Below are 26,388 nucleotides of genomic sequence, written 5' to 3'. Positions count from 1 at the left end.
ATCACAAGCAGGCTAGGGCATCCTGCTTTTGGAGGACTGTCAGGCTGACCAAATCCCGCGATGATGGTCCCCATGCGCTCCACGGTGTCCCAGACGTCCCGTTCTCACCTCGCCTTCGTGGTGGCGGGCGGCGCCCTTTTCGTCCTGGCGTACGGCTGGCTGGTGCTGACCGGCCACACCGAGATCGTTCCGTCTTCCGGCTCCGGCGCGCCCGGCATCTCCCTGTGGTCCGCCTTCGTGCCCGCGCTGGCCGCGATCGTGCTGGCGATGCTGGTGTCACCGAGGACCGAGCCGCCGCTGCCCTTGGCAGAGTTGCCCCGTGCCCGGCTGGTCAGGGAGACCCAGGTTCTGGTGGGCGCCGCCGTCCTCATGGCGATCGCCGCGCCGTTCGCCCAGGGGCTTCTCTACCACGGCGCGAAGGTCGTCTTCCTCCTGCTCATCCCGCTCGTGGCCTTCCGGGTGATCCGGGGCGGCGAGCCCAAGGCCAGGGCGATCCCGAAGCCGGTGACGTGGCTGGCGCCGCTGCCCGCCGTGGTGGCCTGGTTCGTGCTGTCGCAGATCGGGCCGCTGGCGCATCCGCCGCCCGGTGAGCTGCCGGACATGGTCACGCTCGTGGTGCTATCCCTGCTCACGCTGCTGACGGCGAGCGTGCTGGAGGAGTTCTTCTACCGGGCGTGGCTGCAGACGCGCCTGGAGGTGCTGTACGGCAGGTGGCCGGCGATCATGGCGTCCTCGTTGTTGTTCGCGTTCATGCACACCTCCCGGATCAAGCCCGACGACCCGCTGCTCGGCATCGCCACGATCATCGCCTTCCAGGGGGTGTTCGGGCTGCTGACCGGATACCTGTGGTCGCGCTACCGCAACCTGTGGGTGCCGGTGTTCATCCACGTGGTGACGAACCTGGTCTTCGTCCAGATGCTGCTGAACGCGCTGTGACCGCCTGCCAGGATGGGGCACATGGCCACTTTCGCACTGATCCACGGCGGCGGCGGGAACGCCTGGCACTGGCGGCTCCTGGAAGCCCAGCTCCGATCGCGCGGGCACGAGACGGTCGCCGTCGACCTGCCGGTGGAGGACCCGGACGCCGGGCTGCTCGACTACGCCGACACGGTGGTGCGGGCGCTCGGGCCGCGTGACGACGTGGTGGTCGTGGCCCACTCGTGGGGCGGCTTCATCGGCCCCCTGGTCTGCGACCGGTTGCCGGCCGCGAGGCTGCTGGTGCTGGTCGCGGCGATGGTCCCGGTACCGGGCGAGCCGCCGGCCGACTGGTGGACGAACTCCGGCTTCGGCATGAAGGACATCGGCGACGAGATCGCGCTGTTCCTGCAGGACGTGCCACCCGACCTGGCCGCCGAGGTGGTCTCGACGGGGCGCGAGCACAAGGAGAAGGCGCTGCTGGAGCCGTGGCCGCTGGCCGCCTGGCCCGACGTGCCGACCCGGTTCCTGCTGTGCCGGGAGGACCGGTGGTTCGAGGCCGCGTTCATGCGCAGGATGGCGCGCGAACGGCTCGGCGTCGTCCCCGACGAGATGGACGGCGGCCACTCCCCCATGTTGTCGCGCCCCAAGGACCTGGCCGACCGCCTGGAGTCCTACCTCTGACCGGAGAGGGGCTATCCCTCGCGCCCGTGCGGCGGGATGATCCCGGCATGGCAGATCACGATGCGCTGGCCGCCGCGGTGATCGCCGCCGAGCGCGACGCCGATGCCGAGGGCTGGGACGGCGAGCGCCGCCTGTACGCCCTGACCGACCGCGACACCTACCTCGACACGGCCTACCCCCTGGACGAGCTGACGGACCTGCCGCCCGGCACCCTCCTGGCGATCCCGCTCACCCCGCTGCCCGGGGGTGACCTCAGGACGGAACTGACCAAGGTGACCTGGCCGGACAATGTGCACGGCTGTGTGCTGATCGCCGAGATGGTCGTGCGGACCGCCCTGGTCAGGCGGCCCCGCGGCATGCACGTCCGTTGGCGCCTGGCGCACCTGGCCATCGGCGTCCTACGCGACGGCCATCACCTGTCTCTGCTCAGATTGCGCGGCACCGACGAATGGCGCTCCGGCGCCGACGACCTGGTGCCCTCACTGCTGGCGACCTTCGGCACGGACGGTCACCCCTAGCTTGTAGCGGAGCCGGGGGTGGACCGTGTCGGTGCGGAGGTTGCGCGCACCGAGCGTGACACCTGTCGCGTTCCGCACACTCTTGACCGGCGCGCTGCCGATGACCTGATTCACCTGCGGCTTCGCCGTGATGAGCTTGGCCAGCATGGCACCCAGATCCCGGTCGGCGTCCCGGGTCCCGGGCTTGCCGTAGACCTCGGCGATGCGCTTCAGCGCGCCCGCGTTCTGGGCCAGGGCCCTGGCCAGGAGCGCCTGCGGCTTTTCCACGCGGTAGTGGAAGTGGTTCTTCTGCACGTTGCCCCTGCCGACGACGACGCCCTTCGACCGGGTCACCACGACCTCGCCGCCGGGACCGAGCACGCCCGTCAGGCGGGCGCGCTTGGGCTCCGACGTGGTGGTGATGGCGCCCTTGCCGGACAGGAGCTTGTCGGCCTGCTGTTCCAGGAGGTCCTTCATGGTGCGCGCGGCGCGGGCGTTGCCGGGGTCTTCGATGAGGTTGGCCAGCGCGCGTTCGAGGGCGGGGGTCGCGGTGAGCAGCTCCGGCAGCGAGACCGGGCTGTCGGCGACCTCGTAGTGGAAGTGGTTGTCCTGCCGGTTGTCGTCACCGACCACCACGCCGAAGGACCCGTCGATGTCCACCTTGCGGGTGCGTCCGTCCAGCACGGTCTCCTCGACGGTGACGCCGCCCGCGTCCTGCCGCCCCGCCGTCAGCGTCGTCTCCGGGGGCGGCGGGGCGATGACCGCCTCCAGCCGCTGCCTCAGTTTCGCCAGCTCAGCCTGCGGCCCTGCGGGGCGTTCCAGGCTATTCACCTCGGTCAGCAGCCGCTGCGCCTGTTCGGTCCTGCGCGGCGCCGGTGGCTGCTTCTCCACCTCGCGCACGGCCTTGCGCAGGCGCGCGAGCGGTTCGTGCCGCGAAGCCATGAAGCGCCGGACGCTCTCGGCGGGCTTGGCGGGCGTCGTCTTGCTGTCGGTGCGCTCCAGGGCCTGCTCAGCCGGCACCGTCTGCTCACGCGTCACGGTCCTGCGCACCTGCTTCGCGGTCGGCACGATGAACCGGCTCCAGGACATGCCCCACTCCTCCGTCCGCGGCATTTCACCCTTCTCCTGCGTGTCCGCCGCCGTCAAGACGACATCTCCGTATCGGCATGTTGCGCCGTGTAGGCCAGGGAGAGGGTGGCGAGCAGGGCGGCGGCGCCGTACATCCAGAGGGTTCCGGCGCTGAGGGCCAGGCCGCCGAGTATGGTGCCGAGCCCGATGCCGGAGTAGATCGCCGAGGAGTTCAGGGAGACCAGGAGCGCGGCTTCCGCCGGCGCGGCGGCGATGAGGCGGTGCTGCTGCGGCGGGGTCTGGCACCAGCTGCTCGCGCCCCACGCCGCCATCAGGACGCCCACCAGCACCGGCAGCCGCACGCCCGACGCGGCCAGCCAGGCCAGGGCGGCCATGGTGAGCGCCATGACCGTGTAGCCCGCGGCCAGGACAGGACGGGCGCCCCACCGGTCGGTGGCGTAGCCGGACAGCAGGTTGCCCGCCACGGCGCCCGCGCCGTACAGGAAGAGCATCGGCCCGATCGCCCCCACCCCGACGCCCGCCAGCGCGGGGACGCTGTAGGCATAGGCCGTGTACGCCGCTCCCATCCCGAGCACGGTCAGCGGCAGCACGCGCATGACGGCGGGGTGGCGCAGCACCGCCAGCCGCTCGCGCAGCGGCACGCGCGGGTTGCCGGGCAGTTCGGGCAGCACGGCGCGGACCGCGGGCGCTGCGGCCAGCGCGAGCACGGCCACCAGCGCGAGCGCGCCGCGCCAGCTGAGCTGCTGCGCGGCCAGGCTGCCCAGCGGCACGCCGAGCGCCGTGGCGATCGTCAGCCCGCCCACCACCACGCTCAACGCCCGCGCCCGGTGTTGCGGCGCGGTCAGGGCCGCCGCCGCGGCGCCCGCGTTCGGCGTGTACGCGGCGGCGCCCAGCGCGGCCACCACCCGCGTCACCATCAGCACGCCCAGATCGGACGACAGCGCCGACCCCAGGTTCGCCAGCCCGAGCACGACCAGCGCGGCCACCAGCAGCCTGCGCCGCGGCACCCGGGCCGTCAGCGTGGCCAGCACCGGCGAGCCCAGCGCGTAGGCGACCGCGAACACCGTCACCGACTGCCCCGCCGCCGCCTCGGACACCCTGAGGTCGGCGGCCATCTCCGGCAGGAACCCGGCCACCACGAAGGCGTCGGTCCCGACGGCGAACGTCCCGAGTGCCAGCACCCAGCTTCTAATCGGGATAGTAGACATCCCTATTCTCCTCACGAGAAAACTACAGACGTGCGAACCGCTGACGCATCCGGGCCGCCGCGCCCGGCGGCGCCGTGGCCACGAGGTCGGCCACGGTCTGCCCGGCCAGTTCCCGCCGCCAGGCCAATTCCGCCTTGCGCATGGCGGTGGCCACCCCGCACGGCCGGGCGAACTCCGGGGACGGCTCCACCCCGCGCTGCCGGATCTCGGTGCAGCGGAACGCCTCGTCCGGCCCTTCGAGCGCGGTCACGACGTCCATCAGCGTGATCCGCTCGGGCGCCCTGGCCAGCAGGAAACCGCCCTTGGCCCCCGGCGCGGAGGTGAGGATGCCCGCCCTGACCAGCGCCTGGAGCCTCTTCTTCAGGTACGCGGGCGGCAGCTCGAACAACGTCGCGAACTTGGCCGTCGACACCGGCCGCTCACCGAGCCACGCGAGCGTGAGGCAGCAGTGCAGCCCCCACTCCACCCCTTCACCGATCCGCATAACCGGGATATTACACGTCCCGGTTAGCGGACCCTGCCGTGCAGGAGCTCGACCAGCGTCGCGTGCGTCTCCTCCAGCGGACGCTCCGGGTGCATGACCCGGCGTTCGATCGAGACCGTCAGCACCATGCCGAAGATGGCGGTGGCCGCCGTCTCCACGTCGAGGTCGGCACGGACCTCGCCGCCGTCGGCCGCCTGGCGCAGCACCTCGGCGTAGACGCCGAGCGCCCGCGCGCGTAGCTGGGCCACCGCCTCCTGCCAGGCGGTACGCCACATCTCGGCCAGCAGGACCCGGGCGAAGGGGCCGTACTGCTCGAAGAAGCGCAGTTGCCCGAGCACCACCGCGTCCAGGCGCTCCAGCGCGCTCGCGCCCACCGCCGCCTCCGACAGCGCCTCGGCCAGCTTGCCGATCGAGTGCTCGAGCAGGGCGCCGAACAGCCCTTCCTTGCTGCCGAAGTTGTAGAACACGGTGCCCTTGGCCACCCCGGCCCGCTCGGCGATCGCGTCGACCGTCGTGGCCGAGTAGCCCTGCTCGGCGATCAGCGCGACGGCCGCGCCGAACACCTTCATGCGGGTGTCGGCGCGACTCACAGCGACAGCTCCGGGTGCAGGCGTTTCACGGACCAGACGCGGCCGCGCTCCACGGCGAGCGCGGTCAGCGCGAGCGCGAGCAGGAGGAAGGCTGACAACACCCCGCAAGCCTGCCACACCACGGTCAGATCCCCGCCGCTGATGAGCCGGCGCAGCGCCGAGACCACCCAGCTCATCGGCAGCCACGGCGAGATCGTCTGGAAGAACCCGGGCGAGGTCTCGATCGGGTACGTGCCCGCCGCCGAGGTCAGCTGCAGCATGAGCAGCGCCAGCGCCGCCACCCGGCCGGGCGCGCCGAGCAGCGCGTTGACCGCCTGGACGATCGCCATGAACGCCGCCGCGGTCAGCAGCAGCAACCCGGCCACGCCCGCCCAATGCGCCGCCTCCAGGCCGAGGGCGAACCTCAGCACGGCCAGCAGCACGCCCACCTGGGCCGCGCCCAGCGCGAGGGCGGGCAGCCAGCCGGCCATGACGATCCGCATCGGGCCCGAGGCGCCGGCCAGCAGCCGCTGGTTGAGCGGCTTCAGCACCATGAACGCGATCATCGCGCCCACCCACAGCGCCAGGGGCAGGAAGAACGGGGCGAATCCGGTGCCGTAGTTCGGCACCTCGTTGTCAACCGTCTTGGCCAGCCGTACCGGGTCGCTCATGACGTCGGTGCGGGACTCGCGCTGCTGCTTGGAGTAGTCGGGGATCTTCTCGGCGCCGTCGCCGAGGCCGTCGGCGAGGTCCTGCGAGCCCTTGGTCAGCTTGGTCATGCCGTCGTCGACCTTGCCCGCGCCGTCGTGCAGCTTGCCGACGCCCGAGTGCAGCTGGGTGGCTCCGTCGCCGAGCTTGACCAGTCCGCCGCCGAGCTTGCCGATCCCGTCGGTGACCTGCTGGGATCCGTCCTGGAGCTTGGTGGCGGCGGTGTGCAGCTTGGTGACGCCCTGCCCGGCCTTGGTGGCGCCCGCGTCCAGCTTCGCCGCACCGTCGGCCAGTTTGGCCAGGCCCGCGTCGAGCGCGTTGACCTGCTCCCTGACCTGGTCGAGCTTGGGGCCGAGTTCGGGGGCCAGGGCGGCGATCTTGCGCGCGTTCCCGGCCAGCTCGCGGGCTCGTCCGGGCAGGTCCGAGGTGCCGCCGAAGCGTTCCTGGAGCTGCCCCGCCTGCTCGGCGGCGCGCTCGGCCGCGTTCGCCGTGCTCCTGAGCAGGCCGCGCAGCTGAGGGTCGGACTCGCCGTCCAGCAGGTCGAGCGCGGCCCGTGCCTGGGAGGCGGCCTCCCGGGCGTTGCCGCCGGCGCGCCCGGCCAGCCCTTCCAGCCCGTCGGCGAGCTGGTCGGCGGCGTCGGCGACCGCGTTGGCCGACTCGGCCACCATCGGCCCGTACTCGTTGAGCACCGGCACGTACTTGCCGGCGAGCTGGTTGACCGTGCCACGCTGCGCGTGCACCCGCTCGTACGCCTGCCGGCTGCCGCCGGCCAGCTTCCCCGCGCCGTCGCCCAGCTCGTCCAGGCCCTTCTTGAGCCTGCCCATCGCGTCCGTCGCCTTGCCGATGCCCTGGGTGACCTTGGCGGAGCCGTTCTGGAGCTTGCCGGTGGCGGTGTTGGCGCTGTTGAGTCCCACCGAGAGCTGCTTGGCGCCGTCCTCGGCGCTGCCGAGGCCGGTGTTGAGCCGGGAGACGCCGTCACCGGCCTTGACCGTGCCGTCGCGCAGCTCGCCCGCGCCGTCGGCGGCCTCGGTGGTCTTGTCGTGGATGTCGCCGATGGAGACGAAGACCTTGTCGAAGTAGTCGCGTACGGCGGTGCGCGCGGCGGCCGAGCGCACCTCGTTGAAGACCGCGTCGGAGATGGTGCCGACGATGTAGCTGCGCCCGGTGTCCACCCGCAGCCCGAGCTGGGCGGGAGACGGCGTGCCCTTGTCGTCGGAGGGCGAGGCGAGGTTGGCGCTGAAGTCGCGCGGGATCGTCAGCGACAGGTAGAAGCTGCCGTCGTTGACGCCGTCGGCCGCCTCCTGAGCGGTCGTGCGACGCCAGTCGAAGACCTCGCGCCCGGCCAGTTCGTCGGCCAGTTCCCTTCCGGCGTCGACGGTCTTGCCGTCCACGGTGGCCGGCCGGTCCTCCATGACCAGCGCCACCGGCACCCGGTCGAGGTTGCCCTGCGGGTCCCAGAACGACCACAGGTACAGACCCGCGTACAGCAGCGGCAGCACCACCACGGCCGCCAGCGCCGCCCTGGTCAGCCGGGAGCGCAACATCGCCTTCATGACAGCTCCACCAGGGTGTCGACGCGGGCCGGGGCTTCGACCGCGGAGGCCACCACGGTGTGCCCGGCCGCGGCCAGGTCCCGCAGGACCTGCCAGAGCGCGAGCCGCCGGTCGTCGGGCAGCCCGAGGTCCACGTTGTCGGCGATGATCACTTGGGGATCGTCGAGAAGGGCGAGGGCCAGGCCGAGCCGTACACGCTGCTCGCGGTCGAGCTCGCGGGTGAGCGCGCGCTCGTCCGCGACCACGCCCGCCCTCTTCAGGACTTGGGTGTACGGCTTGCGCCGCCGCTCACGCAGGTGCTCCCGGACGGTGAGCGACCGGTCGAGGTCGGTCACCCCGTCGACCAGCGCCAGCGCGGCGGCTTTGCGGATGGCGCGCGGCCGGGTGTGCCCGGCGACGCTGAGCGTGCCCCCCGTCGGCTTCATCCGGCCGGCCAGCGTGAGCAGCAGGCTCGTCCGCCCGCTACCCGCCGGACCCGCGACCACCGTCAGAGTCCCTTTTCCGGACTCGAACGTGACCTCGGGAAACACCCCGTCCACCGCCAACCCGCCGGCGACAATCACGACACTCACCTCTTGAACTGACCAGTCAGTACAAATTTCAGCGTACACCCACGAAAGCGCGCTGCAACTCCGCGGGGTTCTCATTCGTCGGACAGGTAGCGACACGGGGAGGCTGGGGTGTACACACCGACTCAGCGGCGCAGGCGCTGGTTAGGGCGCGTCGTCGTCGTGGCCATCCTGGCCGGCGGGCTCATCGTGGCGCTGCGGGTGATCTTCGTCGGGGTCGGGACGGACGCCGCCCCGCGACCGGACCGGCAGTACGCCTGCGACGACAACGACGGCGCCAAGCTCAGGGTCCTCGCCTCGCCGGAGAAGTCCGAGCTGCTCGAAAGGATGGCCGCCGCCTACAACCGGCGCGGCTCCGGCGGCTCGTGCACCGACGTGGTCGTCGTCACCAAGGCCAGCGGCAGCGCGCTCACCGCGCTGGCCACCACATGGGACAAGCGGCTCGACGGCCCCCGCCCCGACGTCTGGTCACCGGCGAGCAGTAGCTGGCTGACACTGCTGCGCCAGCGCGCGGCCGCCGCCGGCAAGCCCTCGCCGGTCGCCGGCGACAACCCGTCGATCGCCAGGACGCCGCTGGTCATCGCGATGCCACGGCCCATGGCCGAAGCGCTGGGCTGGCCCGACAAAGCGCTCGGCTGGTCCGACATCCTCGAACTGTCCGGGCAGGGCTGGGCCAAGTACGGCCGGCCGGAGTGGGGCAGCTTCCGCCTCGGCAAGACCAACCCGAACTTCTCCACCTCCGGCCTGAACGCGACCGTGGGCGCCTACTTCGCCGCCACCGGCCTGTCCGGCGACCTCACCGAGAAGAACGTGGCCGACGCCGGGACGCGCAGGTTCGTCCAGGCGATGGAACGTTCGATCGTGCACTACGGCGACACCACGCTCACGTTCCTGTCGAACCTGCGCCGCGCCGACGACGCCGGCGCCGGCCTGACCTACATCTCGGCGGTGACCGTCGAGGAGAAGTCGGTGTGGGACTACAACCAGGGCAACCCGACCGGCGACCCGAAGACGCTGGGCAAGCACCCCAAGCCGAAGGTCCCGCTGGTGGCCATTTATCCGAAGGAGGGCACCCTCTTCTCCGACAACCCCTTCGCCCTGCTCAACCCGGCAAAAGCACAGGCCGCCGCTGACTTCGTGAAATATCTCCAGGCACCCGGACAGCAGGCCCGCTTCGCCGAGTACGCCTTCCGCGGCCACGACGGCACTCCGGGCAAGCTGATCACCGAGGCCAACGGCCTGCTGCCCGGCCGGCCCGCCACCGAGCTCAAGCCCCCCGCGCCGGACGTGCTCGACAAGGTGCTGCGGAGCTGGGCCGAGCTCCGCAAGCCCGCCAACGTGCTGCTCGTGATCGACACCTCCGGCTCGATGGGCGCGCCGGCGCCCAAGACCGGCAAGAGCAAGCTCGAACTGGCCCAGCAGGCGGCCGTCAAGACACTTCCCCAGTTCGGCCCGGCCGACCGGGTGGGACTCTGGATGTTCTCCCTGAAACGCGACGGCGACAAGGACCACCTGCGCCTGGCCGAGATCGCGCCGATGACGCCCCGGCACCGCGACGAGATCAGGCGGCGCATCGAGGGCCTGGCCCCCGCGGGCGGCACCGGCCTGTACGACACCGCGCTCGCCGCCCACCGGCAGGTGTCCGGCATCCAGAGCCAGGACGCGATCAACGCCGTGGTCTTCCTCACCGACGGCCGGAACGAGGACAAGAAGAGCATCTCCCTGAAGAACCTGCTGCCCAAGCTGAAGACGGAACAGGGCGCGGAGACGGTCCGCCTGTTCACCATCGCCTACGGCAAGGACGCCGACCTCGGGGTACTCAAGCGGATCTCCGAGGCCACGGACGCGGCGGCCTACGACTCCCGCAAACCGGGGAGCATCGACCAGGTGTTCACCGCGGTGGTGAGCAACTTCTGACGCCGTTTCCCGTGCCGTCGCGGCGGGGCGTGTGTCCGGCGTGAGAAGCGACCCCCACGATCGGCGCCCGCCCGCGACGGCGGGTGGCGTGGGGGCGGCTTGCCGTACGGGATGAAGAGAGACGTCACGCCTTCACCGCGCCCGCGATGGCGTCGACCACGTAGCGCTGGGCGACGACGAACACCACGACGATGGGCGCGAGGGAGATGATGGCGGCGGCGCAGAGCAGGGTCCAGTTGGTGGACGTCTGGCTGGTGAAGGCGTACAGGCCCACTCCCAGCGTGCGGAGCTCGGGCTTGCCCAGGGTGAACACCAGCGGCAGGAAGAAGTTGTTCCACGAGCCGATGAACGTGAACAACCCCAGCGTCGCCGCCATCGGCCGCGACAGCGGCAGGATCACGCGGAAGAACAGCGTGTTGTAGCCGGCGCCGTCCACCCGGGCCGCCTCCTCCAGTTCCTTGGGCATCGCCTGGAAGTACGCCATGAACATGAACGTGCCGAACACCAGCCCGCCACCTACCTGCACGAGGATCACCGACCAGATGGTGTCCAGAAGTCCCAGGGCCTTCACGATGTCGAAGACCGGGATGATCGTGTAGCCGTGCGGCAGCAGGAACGTCGCGCCGATGACGAAGAGCAGGGTCTTGCGGCCGGGGAAGGTGTGCCGGGCCAGCGCGTAGCCGGCCATCGCGGTCAGCAGCAGCGTGAAGACCACCGTGACGAGCGAGATCACGAGCGTGTTGACGAAGTACGTGCCGAAGCTGGCCTGGTCCCAGGCCTTGGCGTAGTTCTCCCACCGCATCTCCGGCGGGATCAGGCTGAGGCCGCCGTCGAGAAAGTCCATGGGCGTCTTCAGCGAGCTGCCGAGCGCCCACAGGAACGGATAGACGTAGGCGAGCCCGAAGCCCAGCAGCAGGATGTGCCGTGTCACCTTCATGCGCGTGCCGCCTTCCGCGCCCGCATGACCTTGATGGCCCACATCTGTCCCAGCGTGAGCACGAGCAGGATGATCCCGAAGAAGAACGAGGCCGCCGAGGCGTAGCCGACGTTGGGTTCGGCCGAGCCGCCGCTGCCGATGCTGCCGCCGAAGGCCTGGTGGTAGATGTAGGTGTTCACGACCTCGGTCGCGAAGTACGGCCCGCCGCCGGTCAGCACCATCACCAGGTCGAACACCTGAAGGCTGCCGATGATGGCGAGGAAGACGATGACCACGCCGACGCCGCGCAGGCCGGGCACGGTGACATGCACGAACTGGGCGATCTTCCCGGCTCCGTCGATCTGCGCCGCCTCGTACTGCTCCTTGGGGATGGTCTGGAGCCCGGCCAGGAAGTAGACCATGTTGTAGCCGAGCGTGTTCCAGATGCCGATGACGATCACCGCCCAGAGCGCGGTGCCGGGGTCGCCGAGAAAGTCGAGCGGCTGGTCGGTCAGGCCCACCGCCATCAGCGGCCGGCTGAGCACGTCGCTGAAGTTCGACAGCATGAGCTTGAGCACGATGCCGACGATGGCCACCGAGGTGACCGCGGGCAGGAAGTAGATGGCCCGGTAGAAGGTGGAGCCGCGCAGCTTGGGGTTGTTGAGCACGAGGGCCAGAGCCAGCGCGAGCACGAGCTGCACCGGTACGAGCACCAGCGTGTACAGGGCGGCGTGCCGGAAGGAGCTCCAGAAGAACTCGTCGGCCGCCACGTCGGCGAAGTTCCGCAGCCCGATGAAGTCGGTGGGCTCGCCGAGCCCGTCCCACTCGTACAGGGTGTATCCGAGCGAGGCGAAGATCGGGTAGATCACGAAGACCGCGGTCAGGATCGCGAACGGGGCCAGGTAGACGTAGGTCCAGCCGTGGCGGCGGACGGGGCCTGGACGCTGGGTGGTGGGGGTGGGGGCGCTCACCCGGGTGAGCTGTGCCGTCGCCATTCCTACTTGGCGCCGATGTACTCGGGGATGTCCCACTTGTAGGGCTTGGTGAGATCCCAGTCGGCGAACACGTAGTCGTCCAGGCTCACCTTGTGGCCCTTCTTCCCGGCCTTGTCCAGCGCCTCGGTGAAGACGCGCTCCTGCTCTTCGGCGAGCTTGGCGAGCGCGCCGGCCAGGTCCTTGATCTGCCCGGTGTAGAGGCCGGTGGTGATGGCGTCGAAGTCCGGGGTGATCTTCTTGGGCACGACGTTGGCGGTGGCCGGGTTGCGCAGGGCCGGGCTGGGGCCGGGCAGGATGAGCTTGGCCATGCCGACGTAGGCGGCGAAGGGGGCGAAGTCGATCTTGCCGGGGTCGTTCGCCTCGGGGTGTGAGGACAGCCCGCCCTTGAGCTCCTGGACCCACCTGCTGCCGGCGTCGGGGCCGTGGTACCACTTGAACCACTCCCACGCCTGGTCCGGGTTCTTGGTGGAGGCGGAGATGGCCAGGCTGTACTTGCCGGGTCCGTGGTAGAAGAAGCTCTTCTGCTGCGCCTCCGGCGTGATCAGGGTCGTCACCGAGTAGTCGGTGAAGCCGAGTTCCGTCCAGCCCGGCTGGTTCCAGACGCCGCCGACGATCATGCCGAACTTGCCGCGGGCGAAGTGCTGGCGGGAGATCTCGTCGTCCACGCTGAGCGCGTTCGGCACGATGAAGCCCTTGGTCTTCCACTCCAGGAACAGCGTGAGGAAGTCGCTGACCACCCGGTCGGTGCTCCGGGTGAACTTCCCGGTACGCGGGTCGAGCCCGCCGGGGAAACCGGGCGGCATCGAACCCGGGTATCCGGCCCCCGCCGTGAACAGCTCCGTCCACCACGGGATCATCGCGAACGCGCTGTTGCCGAACCCGAGCCCGTGAACGCTCCCGTTGCCCTTCTTGACGATCTGCTCGGCGAACAGCGTCACCTCGTCCCACGTCTTCGGGATCTTGACGGTGCCGTCCGCCTCGACCAGACCGGCGTCCTTGAACACCTTGTTGTTGACGTAGAGCTGCACCCAGGGGGCCTCGCCGTCGAACGGCGCGCCGTACACCTTGCCGCCGATGGCGTTAACGCCCTCCACGAACGAGTAGGCGGGGAAGGTCTTCTGCCACTCCAGCGTCGCGTACTTGTCGAGGGCCAGCACGCGGCCCTCCTCCACGTAGTCGTCGAGCTTGTCGCTGGGCACCTTGAAGATGTCCGGCGCGTTCCCGCCGCGCCAGGCCAGGTCGAGGAGCTTCTCCAGGTCGCCGCTGGCCTGCTGGGTGCGCTTGACCACGATGTCGGGGCGGGCGGCCTGGAAGAGCTCGATCTCCTTCTTGATCCAGGGCTCCTGGCTGACCATCTGGTCCCAGTGGGTCAGTTCGGCGCCCTTGCCGGTCGAGGCGCTCTTCTTGGAGGTCCCGCAGGCGGCCAGGGCCGAGGTGGCGAGGGCGCCGGCGAGGAAGCCGCGCCGGGACAGGTGACGGGATTCTGACATGGGGGTTCCTTCGGTGTTAGGGGGTGACCCGCGGTGGCGCGGTGGAGGCCCGCACGATCAGCTCGGGCGAAGGGGGGTCGGGGTCGGCCGGCCGGCCGTCGATCCTGGCCAGGAGCAGTTCGGCGGCGGTCGCGCCGATCCCGATCGGGTCCTGGCGGACGGTGGTCAGCGGCGGGTGCAGGTGCGCCGCCTCGGGGTTGTCGTCGAAGCCGGTGATGGAGATGTCGCCGGGCACGTCCAGGCCCTTCTCCCTGACCACGGACATGCCGGCGATGGCCATCAGGTCGCTGGCGTAGACGATCGCGGTGGGTCCGTGTTCGAGCAGCCGCCTGGTCGCGGCCGCGCCGCCGTCGCCGGTGAAGTGCCCGGCATCCCGCAGTACGGCGGGCAGCCCGTGATCCTCCATGGCCCGGCGCCAGGCGAGCAGGCGGGAGGTGGAGTGCCGGTAGGCGGGCGCGCCCTCGACGAAGGCGATGTCGCGGTGGCCGAGCCGGACGAGATGGCCGACCGCGGCGGCGATGCCGTCGCCGTCGCGCACGCCCACCGCGGGCATGTCCCCGTAGTCGGCACCGGCGGGACCGACCGCGACGGTCGGCAGCCCGAGCTCGCCGAGGAGCGCGGGGCGCTGGTCGCCGTCGCGGATGTCGAGCAGGAACGCGCCGTCGATACGCCGCTCGGTGACCAGCCTCCGGTAGGCGGCGGCCTCGACCTCCTCGTCCTCGCCCACCACCTGCAGCACCAGCACCGACCCGCTGCCCTGCAGGACGGTCTCGACCCCGCCGAGGAAGCCGGCGAAGAACGGATCGACGGCCAGGTGGCGGGTGTCGCGGGCGAGCACGAGCCCGACCGCGAACGCCCGTGAGCTCAGCATGGCCCGCGCGTGGATGCTCGGACGCCAGTTGAGGTCCTGGGCGGCCTGCTTGATGCGGCGCCGGGTCTCGTCGCTGACGCCCGGCTTGTCGTTGAGCGCCAGGGACACGGCGCCCTTCGACACGCCGGCCAGGCGCGCAACGTCGGCAATCGTCGGAGGTGTCTCGCTGGCCATGGCACCCCTGGGTTGGACGTAGGGAACTAAATGCATTTAGTAGTCCCACACGTCGGAGGATGTCAATAGCCGCTTACCGAAAACGGCGAAGGGCCGCCCGGGTGTGCTGGGCGGCCCTTCGGGTCCTTCCGCTAACGAATCGGCAGGTCGTAGTAGCGGCGGACGCTGGAGCCGAGCCTGCCCACGTCGGCCCCGTAGACGTGGAGGGAGACGCCGATCTCGTCGCTGGTGTTCTCGACCTTGTGGATGTCGCCGGGCGGCGCGAAGCCGCTGACCTCGCCCGGCTGGTTGGCGGCGCGGCCGATCTCCACCAGGTGGTCGCCCATGTCCCGATAAAGCGTCTCGTACTCCACGCCACTGAGAATGCCGAACGTACACCAGGACACATGGTCGTGGATGCGCGTCTGCTGGCCGGGCCGCCACACGACGGCCACGACGGAGAACTCCTCCTGCGTGTGCAACGGGAAGGAGCGGTAGGTCTCCGGGTCCCCCGCGCGCTCCTCGTCGGTGAGCACGTCCAGGCCCGGAAGGTTCAGCCGCAGGAAGTCCGCTACGGCGAAGGCGGTGTCCCTCGGCGAAAGGTCCTTGGCCACGATGTCCCTGATTCCGGACACGAGCTGATCGAGTCCGGGCCTGGCCAGCATGATTTCCATGGTTTCCCCCTAGGGAATGGTGTTATTCCGCCTTCCCCTTCTACAGTGCTCTAATGAGATTCATAGGTCCAACAGAAGTATTTGGGGATATTCATAGACATGCTTGATGTCACCCGGCTACGGGTCCTGGTCGCCGTGGCCCGCAAGGGCTCCGTCACCGCCGCCGCCAAGGAACTGCACTACTCGCAGCCCTCCGTCAGCCACCACCTGGCCCGCCTGGAAGCCGAGACCGGCGCCCAGCTCATCCAGCGCGTCGGGCGCGGCATCCGCCTCACCGACGCCGGGCACCTGCTCGCCGAACGCGCCGCCGAGATCATCACCCGCCTGGACGCCACCGCGGAGGAACTCGCCGCCCACGTGGGCCTGCGCTCCGGCCGCGTACGGCTGGCCGCCTTCCCCTCCGCCCTCGGCACCTTCGTCCCCAGAGCGGTCCGCCGCCTGTCGGCCGAGTACCCCGGGCTCCAGCTGAGCCTGATCGAGACCGAGCCGCCCGAGGCCCTGCGCCTGCTCCGCGCCGGACGGGTGGACGTGGCGGTCATGTTCCGCTACGACGACACCGCCCCCGAGGACACCGGCGTCCAGATGCTGCACCTGCTGGACGACCCGAGCTACCTGGTCTCCCCCGACCCCCCGGGCCCGCTGGCCGAGCACGCCGACTCCATGTGGATCGCGGGCTGCGACCGCTGCCGCAGCCACCTGCTCGACATCTGCGCCAAGGCGGGCTTCGAGCCGCGCATCTCCTTCACCAGCGACGACATCGTGGCCGTCCAGGCGCTCGTGGCCGCCGGGATGGGCCTGACGGTGCTGCCCGGCCTGGCCCTGAGCGCCCACCGCAGTGCGGCGGTGGAGGTGGCCGAGATACCCGGCTCGACCCGCCACGTCTTCGCCGCCACATACGGCGACCCGCCCTACCCACCCGCCACCCAGGCCCTGCTCACCGCCCTCACCGACGCCTGGCCAGGCTGAGACTGGAGGTGACACCGGAGCCGAGCGCCAGGTCCGAGACCGGGGCGCGGGACCAAGGGCGGGGGTGAGGCCCGGGGCGCGGGTGAGAGCCGGGGGTGACACCACGGGTGAGGGCAGGGGCGACGCCGGAGGGCGAGGGCCGGGGGTGACGCCACGGGTGAGGACGGGGCGAGGGCCGGGGCCGAGGGCGGGGGTGACGCCAGGGGGTGATGCCAGGGGGTGATGCCACGGGGCGAGGTGACGCCACGGGCGAGGACGCGCGCCGGGGCGACATCCGGGGCCTGATGTCCCGTGGGGTGACGTCCCGTGGGGTGACATCCAGGGGGGTGACATCCAGGGGGTGGGGACCGTGGGTGGGGCCTGGGGGTGGGGACCGGGGGTGGGGCCTGGGGGTGGGGACCGGGTGGGAAATCTGTGGCGGTTGGGGTGGTGGGCCCCTACGCTCGGGTTATGCCGGACATCTCGACTCTTGCCCTGTTCGCGGTGGCCACGCTGGCCATTCTGGTCGTGCCGGGACCCGCGGTGTTGTTCATCGTGACCCGGAGCGTCGCGCAAGGGCGGGCGGCCGGGATGGTGTCGGTTCTCGGGGTGCACGCGGGCTCGCTGGTCCACGTGGCCGCCGCCGCCCTCGGGATCAGCGCGCTGCTGGCCGCCTCAGCCACGGCGTTCACGATCGTGAAGTTCGCCGGAGTCGCGTACCTGCTCTTCCTCGGCGTCAGGAAGCTGCTGTCCAAGCCGGCCGACGAGGAGGCGGTCGAGTTCCCCGTCCAGTCGCGCCGGCGGATGTTCTGGGAGGGGTTCGTGGTCAACGTGCTCAACCCGAAGACGGCCATCTTCTTCCTGGCCTTCCTGCCGAACTTCACCAGCCCGGAATCGGGCCCGATCGGGCCGCAGATCCTGCTGCTCGGCGCCATCTGGGTGGTCCTGGGCCTGGCCTCCGACGGCGTGGTCGCGCTGGCCTCCTCGGCGCTGGCCGGGCGGATGCGCCGTTCGATCAAGGCCAGGCGGCGCCTCGACGTGGGCAGCGGCGTGATCTACATCGGCCTGGCCGCGATGCTCACCGGCGAGAAGGCATAGGCATCCCGTACGTGCGCGCCAGCAGGTGCGCCCGCAGGGTGGGCAGCGAGGTGTAGTGGTGCGCCTGCATGCCCTCGGCCAGCGCGCCCGCCACGTTGGCCGGGCGCGCGTCCACGAACATGATCCGGTCGGCGGGCAGGCCGAACCGCTCGACGCACCAGAGGTACGCCTCGGGTGAGGGCTTGGCGTGGCCGATCCGGCTCGACAGTCCCAGGACCTCGAAGATCTTGAAGACTTCGGCATGATAAGTCGCGAAATATTGGGATAGATCGCTGGGGATGTTGGACAGCAAACCCACGCGAATGCCTCGGTTGGCCAGGGTCCGGATGTAGGCGATCAACTCGGTGTCCACCCGGCTCCAGCTTGCCACGTCCAGCGCGACCAGCTCGTCCGTGTCGTCGAACGATCTTCCCAGCCGCTCGCCCACCGCCCGCCAGTACTGCCGCCCGGTCAGCTCGCCCCGGTCGTAGCCGTCGCGCGCGTCCCAGTAGGCGTTCCAGAACACCGATCCCTTGATCCCCGCCGCCGCCTCGATCCCGGCACGGTCCTGCGCGGTCTGGCCCGGCGCGATGACCCCGAACAAGTCGAACAGCAGCGCGTCCACTCTTCCCCCGACATAGATGACCGTTTCGGGGGGTCATGGAACTCTATAGAGGCCCTGCCGCGATGGCGCTCACCGCCACGCCTGTTCGGCCGTCTCGCGTGCCCAGCGGTAGTCGGCCTTTCCGGCGGGCGAGCGCATGATCTCCTCCACGAACGCGTAGGTCCGCGGCACCTTGTAGCTCGACAACCGCTCCCTGCAGTGCGCGTCGAGGTCGGCGGAGGCCACCTCCACCCCCGGCCTGGGCTCGACCACCGCGGCCACCCTGCTGCCCCAGCGCTCGTCCGGGATCCCGGTCACGACCGCGTCGAAGACCGCCGGATGCCCCTTGAGCACCGCCTCCACCTCTTCGGGGAAGACCTTCTCGCCGCCGGTGTTGATGCACTGGGAGCCGCGGCCGAAGATGTTGACGGTGCCGTCGGCGTCCACAGTGGCCAGGTCGCCGGTCAGCAGCCAGCGGGTGCCGTCGGCGTCGGTGACGAACGTGCGGGCCGTCTTCTCCGGGTCGTTGTAGTAGCCGAAGGCGACCCGCCCCGACTTGGCCACGGTGCCGAGCTGCCCTTCGGCGACGGGCTTGAGGTTCTCGTCCAGCACGGCCAGGTTGGCGGTTGCGTTCGGCTGGTAGCGCAGTCCCTTCTCGGGCGTGGAGCCCGCCACGCCGGAGGCGGTGTAGCCGGACTCGGTGGAGCCGAAGTTGTCGAGGATCATCACGTTCGGCAGCAGCTCCTGCAGCCGGTCGCGCACGGTCCCGCTGAGGATCGCGCCGGTCGAGCTGATCACGAACAACGACGACAGGTCGTAGGAGCCGCCCTCCAGCGCCTCGGCCAGCGGCCTGGCCATCGCGTCTCCGGTGATGTTCATGGTGAACACCCGCTCGCGCTCGGCCGTCCGCCACACGTCTCCCGCCTCGAACCGGCGCACGTACGCGATCGTCGCCCCCATCCACCAGGCGATGAACGTGCCCATCTGCGCCGCCCCGTGCATCAGCGGCGGCGCCGCCATCATCACCATCGGGTTCGCCTTGGCCGCCTCGTCGACGACCTCCTGCGGGGTCGCGCGCGGCTCGCCGTACGGATTGCCGCCCCCGAACGCCATGAACAGGTCCTCGACGTGCCACATCGCGCCCTTGGGCATGCCCGTGGTGCCGCCGGTGTAGATGATGTAGACGTCCTCGCCGCTGCGCCCGGGGAAGCCGCGCGTCTCCGGCTGACCTTCCAGCGCCTTCTCGTACGGCACCGCCCCGGCCGCCTCGCCGCCCACCGAGATCAGGTGACGCAGCTTGGCCGCCTCGGGCGCCACGGCCGCCACCCGTCCCGCGAACTCCACGTCGTAGACCAGCGCCACGATGTCGGAGTCGTTGTAGAGGTAGAGCAGTTCGGCCTCGACGTAGCGGTAGTTGACGTTGATCGGCACCGCGCGCAGCTTGAGCGCGGCCAGCAGCCCGGCCACGTACTCGACGCCGTTGTACAGGTGCAGGCCCACGTGCCCGCCGGGGCCGACGCCCACGCTCTCCAGGTAGTGCGCCAGCCGGTTCGCCTCGGCGTCCAGTTCGGCGTAGGTGCGGCGCTGGTCGCCGCAGACGACCGCGACCCGGTCGCCGATCCGGTCCGCGAGCGCTTCGAACAGGTCCGCGTGGTTGAACTCCATCAGGGCTTCTCCCGTCCGACGACCCACATCGCGAAGAACTGGGCTCCCCCGCCATAGGCGTGGCCGAGCGCCCGCCGGGCGCCGTCCACCTGGTGCTCCCCCGCCATCCCCCGGACCTGCTGCGCCGCCTCGGCGAACCTGATCAGCCCGGAGGCGCCGATCGGGTTGGACGACAGGACGCCGCCCGAGGCGTTCCACGGGATGTCGCCGTCGAGCGCGGTGGCGCCCGACTCGGTGAGCTTCCATCCCTCGCCCTCGGCGGCGAAGCCGAGGTTCTCCAGCCACATGGGCTCGTACCAGGAGAAGGGCACGTAGGTCTCGGCGACGTCGATGTCCCTGCGCGGGTCGGTGATCCCGGCCTGCCGGTAGACGTCGGCGGCGCAGTCCTTGCCGCCCTGCGGGTTCACGGTGTCGCGGCCGGCCCGGAAGATCGGCTCGGAGCGCATCGCCGTACCGTGGACCCATGCGGGCGTGCCGGTCACGGCGGACTCCGACGCGAGCACCATCGCGCAGGCACCGTCGCTGGACGGGCAGGTCTCCAGGTAGCGGATGGGCTCCCAGAGCATGGGCGTGGACTCGACCATCTGACGGTTGATGCCGGGGATCTTCAGGTGCGCGTAGGGGTTCTTCAGCGCGTTCTGGCGGTCCTTGACCGCGACGAGCGTGCCGATGTGCCCGGGCGCACCGGAGCGCCGCATGTACTCGCGGATGTGCGGCGCGAAGTAGCCGCCCGCGCCCACGACCAGCGAGGCGTTGAACGGCAGGTGCGTCGACAGGGCCCAGGTGGCGTTCGACTCCGACTGCTTCTCGAAGGCGACGACGAGCACCCGGTCGTGCACGCCGCCCTGGATCAGCGAGGCCCCGACCAGCGCGGTGGAGCCGCCGACCGATCCGGCGGTGTGCACCCGCATCATCGGCTTGCCCGCGGCGCCGAGCGCGTCGGCCAGGTAGGCCTCCGGCATCATCACGCCCTCGAACAGGTCGGGCGCCTTGCCGATGACGACCGCGTCGATGTCCTTGAACGTCAGCCCGGCGTCCTCCAGCGCGCGCAGCGCGGCCTCGCGCACCAGCCCGGCGATGGAGACGTCGCGCCGCTTCGTCGTGTAGTGCGTCTGCCCGACGCCGATCACCGCGCAAGAGTTCCCCATCATGCCTCCAGTACGGTCACGAGGTTGTGCTGCAGGCAGGGGCCGCCGGCGGCGTGGCCGACGGTGCGCGCGGCCCGGCCGTCGAGGATGTGGCCCGCGGCCTCGCCGATGCGGATCAGGCCCGTGGCCATGACGGGGTTGGCGGCCAGCGGGCCGCCGCTGGGGTTGATCGCGGTCTCGGCGGGCAGTTCCAGCGCCCGCCTGAGGATGATCTCCTCGTGGGCGAACTGGGCGTGCAGCTCGGCGACCTCGACCCGGCCCTTGCCGACCCCCGCCGCGCGGGCGGCGTCGGCGGCGGAGACCGAGCGGGACAGGTCGCGCATGCCCGGGTAGTGGGGTTCGATCCGGTGGGCGATGCCCCTGATGTAGGCGGGGTTCGCGCACAGCTCCCCGGCCCTGTCCCCGGCCGCCAGGACCACCGCCGCCGCACCGTCCGTGATGGGTGGCTCGCCGCCTTCCAGCGGAAGGTCCAGCGCGTAGGGATTGGCCCGTCCGTCGGTACGGCTGCGCCGTACGATCTCGTCGAGCTCTTCCTGGGGCGCGCCCAGCGCCGAGGCCTGCAGACCCGCCATGGAGATCTGGTCGAGGCCGAGCGGTTCGAGGTAGTACGGGTCGAGCTGGAGTGTCATGATCGTGCGCAGGTCTCCGAGCGACGACTTGCCGAAGCCGTAGACGAGCGCGGTGTCGACGTCGCCGTGCTGCAGGCGTACCCACGCCTCGTAGAGCGCCCAGGCGCCGTCCATCTCGACGTGGCTCTCGGAGATCGGCGGCCAGGCGCCGAGGGCGTCGAGCGCGGAGACGAACGAGAACGGCGCTCCGGCCAGGTAGTCGCAGCTGCCCGAGCAGGTGAAGCCGAAGGCGCGCAGCCCGGTCTTCTCGCGGATCTCGTCGATGACCGGCAGGATCAGCTCCGGCTCGGAGACGCCGGTGTCGTGGTCGGTGTGGTGGGTCTGGGCGAAGGCGACGACGGCCACATCGCGCATTAGAGCTCCGCGTCTGGTTCTCCGGTGGGGGTGAACCACCGGATGTTGGACATCGACAGGGTGCGTTCGGCCTCGGGCACCCATGCGGCGCGTACCCGCATGCCCTGGCGGACCTCGTGGGCGGGGACGCCGCCGACGAGCGCGATCATGGGGACGTCCGCGCCGTCGAGCAGGATGTAGGCGGAGACGAACGGCACCTCGGGGGCGCGCGGGTCGGGCAGGTTGTTGATGGCGAAGGTGGTGATGGTGCCGGTGTCGGCCACCTCGACCTCGTCGGAGATCGCGATGCCGCATTCGGGGCAGGACAGCCGATAGGGGACGTACACCTTGTCGCAGGCCGGGCAATGGCAGCCGAGGAAGACGCCGCGCTTGATCCCTTCGAGGAAGTGGGTCAGCGACCTGCTCGCGGTGATCTTGTAGGCGGCCCTCACAGGGGAGACGATCTTCGTCACTTCGGCAGCGAAGTGGGAGATGTCGGTGATGTGGCCCTTGCGGGTTGTCCTCCAGACGGGCCGCACCCGCGTACCCGCCTCCAGCGCCTTCGCGTCGCCCGCGTCCACGGCGTGCACCAGCGCCGTGTCGGCGCCGTCCAGCCGGATCAGCGCCCAGGCGAAGGGCCGGTCCAGCGGATGCCGCTCCAGCGGCGTCTCCACCCAGGTCCAGGCGGTGACGGTGCCGGCGGGGCCGACTTCCACGTACTCGCCGGTGACCGGGTCGCCGCTGTCCGGGTCGTACTCCAGCGGCGGCACCAGCACCCGCCCCTCCGCCGTGCGGACGCCGACGATCCGCCCGTCACGCAGTTCGGTCAGGAACCTGCCGATGACCGGCCCCGTCGTGCGCGTGTATCCGCCGGGGAACTCCAGGACGTGGTCGGCGACCAGAGGCTCAGATGGCACGGCCGTGTCCCTCCCAGTAGGGCGCGCGCAGCTTGCGTTTGAGCAGCTTGCCGTTGGGTTCGCGTGGCATCTCGGCGATGAAGTCGACGGACTTGGGCCACTTCATCCGCGCCAGCCGTCCCTCCAGCGAGGCGAGGATCTCCTCGGCCAGCTCGGGGCCGGGCTCGCAGCCCTCGGCGGGCTCGATGACCGCCTTGATCTGCTCGCCCCACTCCTCGTCGGGAATGCCGAAGACCGCGACGTCGGCGACCTTGGGGTGGATCATGAGCTCGTTCTCGATCTCGGCCGGGTAGATGTTGGCGCCACCCGAGATGATCATGTCGGCCTTGCGGTCGCAGAGGAACAGGAAGCCGTCCTCGTCCAGGTAGCCGATGTCGCCGACGGTGAAGTGGTCCTTGAGGCGGTTCGCCGCGGTCTTGTCGGGATCGCCCTTGTACTCGAAGGCGACGCCCATCATCTTCATGTAGATCGTGCCGGGGGTGCCCGTGGGCACCGGCTCGCCGGAGTCGTCCACGATGAGCAGTTCGCTGATCGGCCAGGCTTTGCCGACCGTGCCCGGATGCGCCTTCCACTCCTGGGGCGTGGCCAGGGTGCCGCCGCCCTCGGTGGCCGCGTAGTACTCGTAGACCACCTCGCCCCACCAGTCGAGCATCTGGTGCTTGACCGGGACCGGGCAGGGGGCCGCCGCGTGGATCATCCACCTGAGCGAGGACAGGTCGTACTTCTCCCGCGTCTCGGCGGGCAGCGCGAGCAGCCGCTTGAAGTGGGTGGGGACCATGTGGGAGTTGGTCACGCCGTGGCGTTCGCACAGCCGCAGGGTCTCCTCGGCGTCCCATCGGTCCATGTAGACGAGCGTGTGGCCCATGTGCAGCGCCGTACCGCCGAACTGCGTGACGGCGGTGTGGTAGTTCGGCGCGGTCACGAGGTGCGCGTTGGGCCGGCCGGGCGTGATGCCGAACAACGTCAGCAGGAACGTCATCAGCTCCGCTCCGTCGTCGGGGTCCAGGCCGCTCAGCTTCCGCCTGACGCCCTTGGGCTTGCCGGTGGTGCCGGAGGTGTAGTGCATCGTGGCGCCGGCCGTGCGGTCCTGCGGCGCCGTCGCCGGCCGGCCCTCGGTCAGCTCCCCGATCGGGCGGAAACCCTCGATCGGCCGTACGGCGAAGCGGCGGTGCGGCTCGATGACCTGGGCGCCCTTGGTCCCCTCGGCCGCGTAGCGCGGGTCGACGACGAAGGCCTTGGCCTCGCTGTCCTCGACGATGTAGGCGATCTCGGGGCCGGTCAGATGCCAGTTGACCGGGGTGTAGTACCAGCCCGCCTGGAGCGCGGCCAGATAGAGGACGAGTCCGTCGGCGCCGTTGGGCACCAGTCCGCAGATGCCGTCGCCGGGCTGGAGCCCGAGCTCGCGCAGGCCGTGGACGAGCTGGTTGGAACGGGCTAAGAGGTCACCGGCCCGATGCTCGGTGCCGTCGGGGTCCACGGCGGCGATCCAGCCGGGATCCGCCTGCGCCAGCCGCCAGAATCCGAGCGTGCCCATCGCGCTCCCTCGTGTCGGGGGGTAGAGCTTCAGGCGAGCGTAACGCGCCGGCAAAGCCCCGAGCAAGCGCTTGATTTCACACGAGTCACGCCGCGTCCCACGACTCCGCTAGAGTTACCGATTTGGGCGTTTACCTGCCTAGACGTAATGAAATAGTCAAGAAACTTGGCTTTTGTCCACTTTGGTCACTTCTGTCACTTTTGTTGCGAGATGATGTTCGTCGCGAGGCGGCGTGTTCCCGAGCACGGGGGTCTCCTGAACCCCGCGCCGCCTCATCGATTGGGAGAACATGCGCTTCAACAAGTCCCTGGCGGCTGCCGGTGCCCTCGGTCTCGCCGTACTCACCGCGAGCCCGGCTCTCGCGGACACCCCCACGGACCTCCCCGTCGCCCCGGTCGAGACCAGCTCTCCCGAGGCGCCGGTCGAGACGCCCAAGCCCTCTGGCAAGCCCTCCGACAAGCCCTCCGAGAAGCCCTCTGAGAAGCCCGCGTCGAAGCCTTCCGAGAAGCCTTCGGCCAAGCCGTCCTCGAAGCCGTCCGCTTCGGCTTCCACCAAGGCAGCCGAGAAGAAGGAGGTGGAGCAGAAGGGCTCCATCACCCTCAGCTCCACCACGGCCAAGCCCGGCGAGATCATCACGGTCTCGGTCACCTCCACGCGCGAGGCCATCACGGCCATCACCTCGCGCGGCTTCAACCCGCCGTCCTGGAACGTGCCGGGCAAGCGCACGGAGTACCGCTTCCAGGTCCGCGTGTCGCAGACCCCCGGCGAGTACCCGGTCGACGCCCACTTCGCCGACGGCTCCTCCGCCCGCGCGGTTCTGACGGTCGAGAAGCCGGCCGCCGCCAAGACGAGCATCACCGTCGACCGGTCCAGCGCCAAGCCCGGCGACATCGTCAACGTGAGCGTCAAGTCGGACGGCCCGGACGTGAAGGCCATCACCTCGCGCGCCTTCTCCCCCGGCTCGTGGAACGTTCCCGCCGGCCACAAGGAGTACCGCTTCCAGGTCCGCGTCTCCGGCGAGCTCGGCGAGCACCCGGTCGACGCGCACTTCGCCGACGGCTCCTCCGCCCGGACGACCCTGACCGTCGAGAAGTCCGTCGACGTCAGGTACGGCGTCGCGGTCAGCCCGAGCGCCGCCGAGCCCGGTGACAAGGTCTCCTACACCGTCACCGGCAAGGCCGCCGACGCGTACATCGAGTCGCCGGCGTTCTGGGCGAAGATCACCGAGAACATGACGCTCGGCACCACCAGGACCGGCACCGTGCCGATCCGCCCGGACGCCAAGCCCGGCGTCTACCCGGTCGACGTGGTGTTCAAGGACGCCGCCGGCCGTACCGTGGGGACCGCCTCCACCACGGTCACCGTGAAGGGCCCGGTCAAGCCGGTGCCGGTGACGGGGCTGGAGCTCGACCTGTCGCCGAGCAAGATCGTGGCGGGCCAGAGCTACTACGCCGGCGTCACCACCACGAACGTCAAGGCCGGTACCCCGGTCACCATCACCGACCCGGCCGGCCGCAGGCACGTCGTGCGCGTCGACTCCTGGGGCGAGGCCCATGTCAAGCTGACCTCGCCCAAGGGCACGCGTCCCGGCGCGTACACCGTCCGGGCCTCGCTGGACGGCGGCCAGAGCACCTCGGCGCGCCTCACCGTGGTCAAGCGGCACCCGCACACCCAGCTCGCGCTGATCCTCGACCCGGACAAGGTGTACGCGGGCGGCAAGTTCACCGCCATCGTCGCCACCTCGTCGTTCGGCAAGACGACGAAGGCGACGATCACCGACCCGTCCGGCAAGCGGTTCACCGTGAAGGTCGGCAAGTCGGGCGTGGGCGCGAAGAAGTTCCACGTGCCCTCCAGCACCCGCGCGGGCACCTACTGGTTCAAGGCCAAGCTGGCCAACGGCGCCACCGACTGGGCGAAGCTCACCGTCAAGCCCCGTTACCGGGCCAGCGGCTTCACGCTGACCCCCAAGGGCGGCGCGGACACCGGCGGCGGCCTGCCCGAGGGCAACGCCCGCTACGGCGGGGTGGCGCTCGGCGGCATGCTGATCGCGGGCGGCGCGGGCTCGGCCCTGTTTGTCCGCCGTCGCACCGACGAGGCCTGATCGTGGAGCGCGACCCGGCCTGACGCCGGGTCGCTCTCCTCGGGTACGGCCCGGCCGCCCGGCCGGCCGTTCCAGGGGGGTACGGCCCGGCAGCACGCGGGCCGTACCCCTTCCTTCCTTCGCCGACCACATCGGGGGACAGT

24 protein-coding genes are annotated in these 26,388 nt (G+C 70.5%); 7 read left to right on the top strand and 17 right to left on the bottom strand.

The features are described 5' to 3' along the window. Window positions 1-72: 72 nt before the first annotated feature. The 3 genes from ACIBKY_RS04250 to ACIBKY_RS04240 are packed head-to-tail and all read left to right on the top strand — an operon-like array spanning window position 73 to window position 2,117. Window positions 73-936: a lysostaphin resistance A-like protein gene (locus ACIBKY_RS04250; RefSeq protein WP_397094292.1), complete on the top strand. Its 864-nt coding sequence runs from the start codon at window positions 73-75 to the stop codon at window positions 934-936. A gap of 21 nt (window positions 937-957) precedes the next feature. Next, window positions 958-1,599 (top strand): alpha/beta fold hydrolase, encoded by a 642-nt coding sequence (locus ACIBKY_RS04245; RefSeq protein ID WP_397094290.1) that lies wholly within the window; start codon window positions 958-960, stop codon window positions 1,597-1,599. A 47-nt stretch (window positions 1,600-1,646) separates the two neighbouring features. After that, window positions 1,647-2,117, top strand: a complete 471-nt coding sequence (locus ACIBKY_RS04240; RefSeq protein ID WP_397094289.1) for a PPA1309 family protein — start codon at window positions 1,647-1,649, stop codon at window positions 2,115-2,117. On the opposite strand, the gene ACIBKY_RS04235 is transcribed toward ACIBKY_RS04240, so the two are convergent. From ACIBKY_RS04235 to ACIBKY_RS04210, 6 genes are read right to left on the bottom strand one after another with little or no spacing between them, the layout of a single operon-like run. After that, the gene (locus ACIBKY_RS04235) at window positions 2,079-3,185 is read right to left on the bottom strand and encodes a hypothetical protein (RefSeq protein ID WP_397094288.1); all 1,107 of its coding nucleotides are present in this window, start codon (window positions 3,183-3,185) and stop codon (window positions 2,079-2,081) included. The genes ACIBKY_RS04240 and ACIBKY_RS04235 overlap by 39 nt on opposite strands. 53 nt (window positions 3,186-3,238) lie before the next feature. Next, window positions 3,239-4,393 carry an MFS transporter gene (locus ACIBKY_RS04230; protein WP_397094286.1) on the bottom strand — a complete coding sequence of 385 codons (1,155 nt, stop codon included), beginning with the start codon at window positions 4,391-4,393 and terminating at the stop codon, window positions 3,239-3,241. Between the two features lie 22 nt (window positions 4,394-4,415). Next, complete coding sequence (locus tag ACIBKY_RS04225) at window positions 4,416-4,877, bottom strand: RrF2 family transcriptional regulator (protein WP_397094284.1); 462 nt, start codon at window positions 4,875-4,877, stop codon at window positions 4,416-4,418. 23 nt (window positions 4,878-4,900) lie between these two features. Further along, window positions 4,901-5,467, bottom strand: a complete 567-nt coding sequence (locus ACIBKY_RS04220) for a TetR/AcrR family transcriptional regulator (protein WP_379621924.1) — start codon at window positions 5,465-5,467, stop codon at window positions 4,901-4,903. Beyond that, window positions 5,464-7,707 (bottom strand): YhgE/Pip family protein, encoded by a 2,244-nt coding sequence (locus ACIBKY_RS04215; protein ID WP_397094282.1) that lies wholly within the window; start codon window positions 7,705-7,707, stop codon window positions 5,464-5,466. The genes ACIBKY_RS04220 and ACIBKY_RS04215 overlap by 4 nt, the downstream gene beginning before the upstream one ends. Then, window positions 7,704-8,279 carry an ATP-binding cassette domain-containing protein gene (locus ACIBKY_RS04210; RefSeq protein ID WP_397094280.1) on the bottom strand — a complete coding sequence of 192 codons (576 nt, stop codon included), beginning with the start codon at window positions 8,277-8,279 and terminating at the stop codon, window positions 7,704-7,706. The genes ACIBKY_RS04215 and ACIBKY_RS04210 overlap by 4 nt, the downstream gene beginning before the upstream one ends. A gap of 108 nt (window positions 8,280-8,387) precedes the next feature. Between ACIBKY_RS04210 and ACIBKY_RS04205 the strand changes: the two genes are divergently transcribed. Continuing rightward, window positions 8,388-10,193, top strand: a complete 1,806-nt coding sequence (locus ACIBKY_RS04205; protein ID WP_397094279.1) for a substrate-binding domain-containing protein — start codon at window positions 8,388-8,390, stop codon at window positions 10,191-10,193. A gap of 124 nt (window positions 10,194-10,317) precedes the next feature. Here ACIBKY_RS04205 and ACIBKY_RS04200 read toward each other — a convergent pair whose 3' ends face one another. From ACIBKY_RS04200 to ACIBKY_RS04180, 5 genes are all read right to left on the bottom strand, one after another. Continuing rightward, on the bottom strand, window positions 10,318-11,130 hold the full coding sequence (locus ACIBKY_RS04200; RefSeq protein ID WP_397094277.1) for a carbohydrate ABC transporter permease: 813 nt from the start codon (window positions 11,128-11,130) through the stop codon (window positions 10,318-10,320). Then, window positions 11,127-12,104, bottom strand: coding sequence for a carbohydrate ABC transporter permease (locus tag ACIBKY_RS04195; protein WP_397094275.1), 978 nt, complete (start codon window positions 12,102-12,104; stop codon window positions 11,127-11,129). Before ACIBKY_RS04195 ends, ACIBKY_RS04200 begins: the two co-directional genes overlap by 4 nt. Before the next feature lie 2 nt (window positions 12,105-12,106). Continuing rightward, window positions 12,107-13,594 (bottom strand): ABC transporter substrate-binding protein, encoded by a 1,488-nt coding sequence (locus ACIBKY_RS04190; RefSeq protein WP_397094274.1) that lies wholly within the window; start codon window positions 13,592-13,594, stop codon window positions 12,107-12,109. A gap of 16 nt (window positions 13,595-13,610) precedes the next feature. Beyond that, window positions 13,611-14,639: a LacI family DNA-binding transcriptional regulator gene (locus tag ACIBKY_RS04185; protein WP_397094272.1), complete on the bottom strand. Its 1,029-nt coding sequence runs from the start codon at window positions 14,637-14,639 to the stop codon at window positions 13,611-13,613. A gap of 131 nt (window positions 14,640-14,770) precedes the next feature. Beyond that, a complete protein-coding gene (locus ACIBKY_RS04180) occupies window positions 14,771-15,292 on the bottom strand; it encodes a cysteine dioxygenase family protein (RefSeq protein ID WP_184957638.1) in 522 nt (173 codons plus the stop codon). A gap of 99 nt (window positions 15,293-15,391) precedes the next feature. Between ACIBKY_RS04180 and ACIBKY_RS04175 the strand changes: the two genes are divergently transcribed. Both ACIBKY_RS04175 and ACIBKY_RS04170 read left to right on the top strand, forming a co-directional pair. Further along, the gene (locus ACIBKY_RS04175) at window positions 15,392-16,258 is read left to right on the top strand and encodes a LysR family transcriptional regulator (protein ID WP_397094270.1); all 867 of its coding nucleotides are present in this window, start codon (window positions 15,392-15,394) and stop codon (window positions 16,256-16,258) included. 450 nt (window positions 16,259-16,708) lie between these two features. Further along, window positions 16,709-17,335: a LysE family translocator gene (locus ACIBKY_RS04170; RefSeq protein ID WP_397094268.1), complete on the top strand. Its 627-nt coding sequence runs from the start codon at window positions 16,709-16,711 to the stop codon at window positions 17,333-17,335. Here ACIBKY_RS04170 and ACIBKY_RS04165 read toward each other — a convergent pair. The 6 genes from ACIBKY_RS04165 to ACIBKY_RS04140 form a co-directional block, all read right to left on the bottom strand. Next, the gene (locus tag ACIBKY_RS04165; protein ID WP_397094266.1) at window positions 17,316-17,939 is read right to left on the bottom strand and encodes an HAD family hydrolase; all 624 of its coding nucleotides are present in this window, start codon (window positions 17,937-17,939) and stop codon (window positions 17,316-17,318) included. The two genes, ACIBKY_RS04170 and ACIBKY_RS04165, sit on opposite strands and share 20 nt — an antisense overlap. 69 nt (window positions 17,940-18,008) lie before the next feature. Beyond that, on the bottom strand, window positions 18,009-19,583 hold the full coding sequence (locus ACIBKY_RS04160) for an acyl-CoA synthetase (protein ID WP_397094264.1): 1,575 nt from the start codon (window positions 19,581-19,583) through the stop codon (window positions 18,009-18,011). Continuing rightward, entirely contained in the window at window positions 19,583-20,731 is a 1,149-nt protein-coding gene (locus tag ACIBKY_RS04155; RefSeq protein ID WP_397095440.1) for a thiolase domain-containing protein, read from the bottom strand. The genes ACIBKY_RS04160 and ACIBKY_RS04155 overlap by 1 nt, the downstream gene beginning before the upstream one ends. After that, on the bottom strand, window positions 20,731-21,714 hold the full coding sequence (locus ACIBKY_RS04150) for a lipid-transfer protein (RefSeq protein ID WP_397094262.1): 984 nt from the start codon (window positions 21,712-21,714) through the stop codon (window positions 20,731-20,733). The genes ACIBKY_RS04155 and ACIBKY_RS04150 overlap by 1 nt, the downstream gene beginning before the upstream one ends. Continuing rightward, on the bottom strand, window positions 21,714-22,610 hold the full coding sequence (locus tag ACIBKY_RS04145; RefSeq protein ID WP_397094260.1) for a Zn-ribbon domain-containing OB-fold protein: 897 nt from the start codon (window positions 22,608-22,610) through the stop codon (window positions 21,714-21,716). Before ACIBKY_RS04145 ends, ACIBKY_RS04150 begins: the two co-directional genes overlap by 1 nt. Next, window positions 22,600-24,144 carry an acyl-CoA synthetase gene (locus ACIBKY_RS04140; protein ID WP_397094258.1) on the bottom strand — a complete coding sequence of 515 codons (1,545 nt, stop codon included), beginning with the start codon at window positions 24,142-24,144 and terminating at the stop codon, window positions 22,600-22,602. The genes ACIBKY_RS04145 and ACIBKY_RS04140 overlap by 11 nt, the downstream gene beginning before the upstream one ends. A 289-nt stretch (window positions 24,145-24,433) precedes the next feature. Between ACIBKY_RS04140 and ACIBKY_RS04135 the strand changes: the two genes are divergently transcribed. Then, a complete protein-coding gene (locus tag ACIBKY_RS04135) occupies window positions 24,434-26,245 on the top strand; it encodes a hypothetical protein (RefSeq protein WP_397094257.1) in 1,812 nt (603 codons plus the stop codon). Window positions 26,246-26,388 lie beyond the last annotated feature (143 nt).

This window comes from Nonomuraea sp. NPDC050394 (assembly GCF_044459065.1).
Taxonomy (GTDB): Bacteria; Actinomycetota; Actinomycetes; order Streptosporangiales; family Streptosporangiaceae; genus Nonomuraea.
This window is presented reverse-complemented; position numbering and strand designations above follow the sequence as displayed.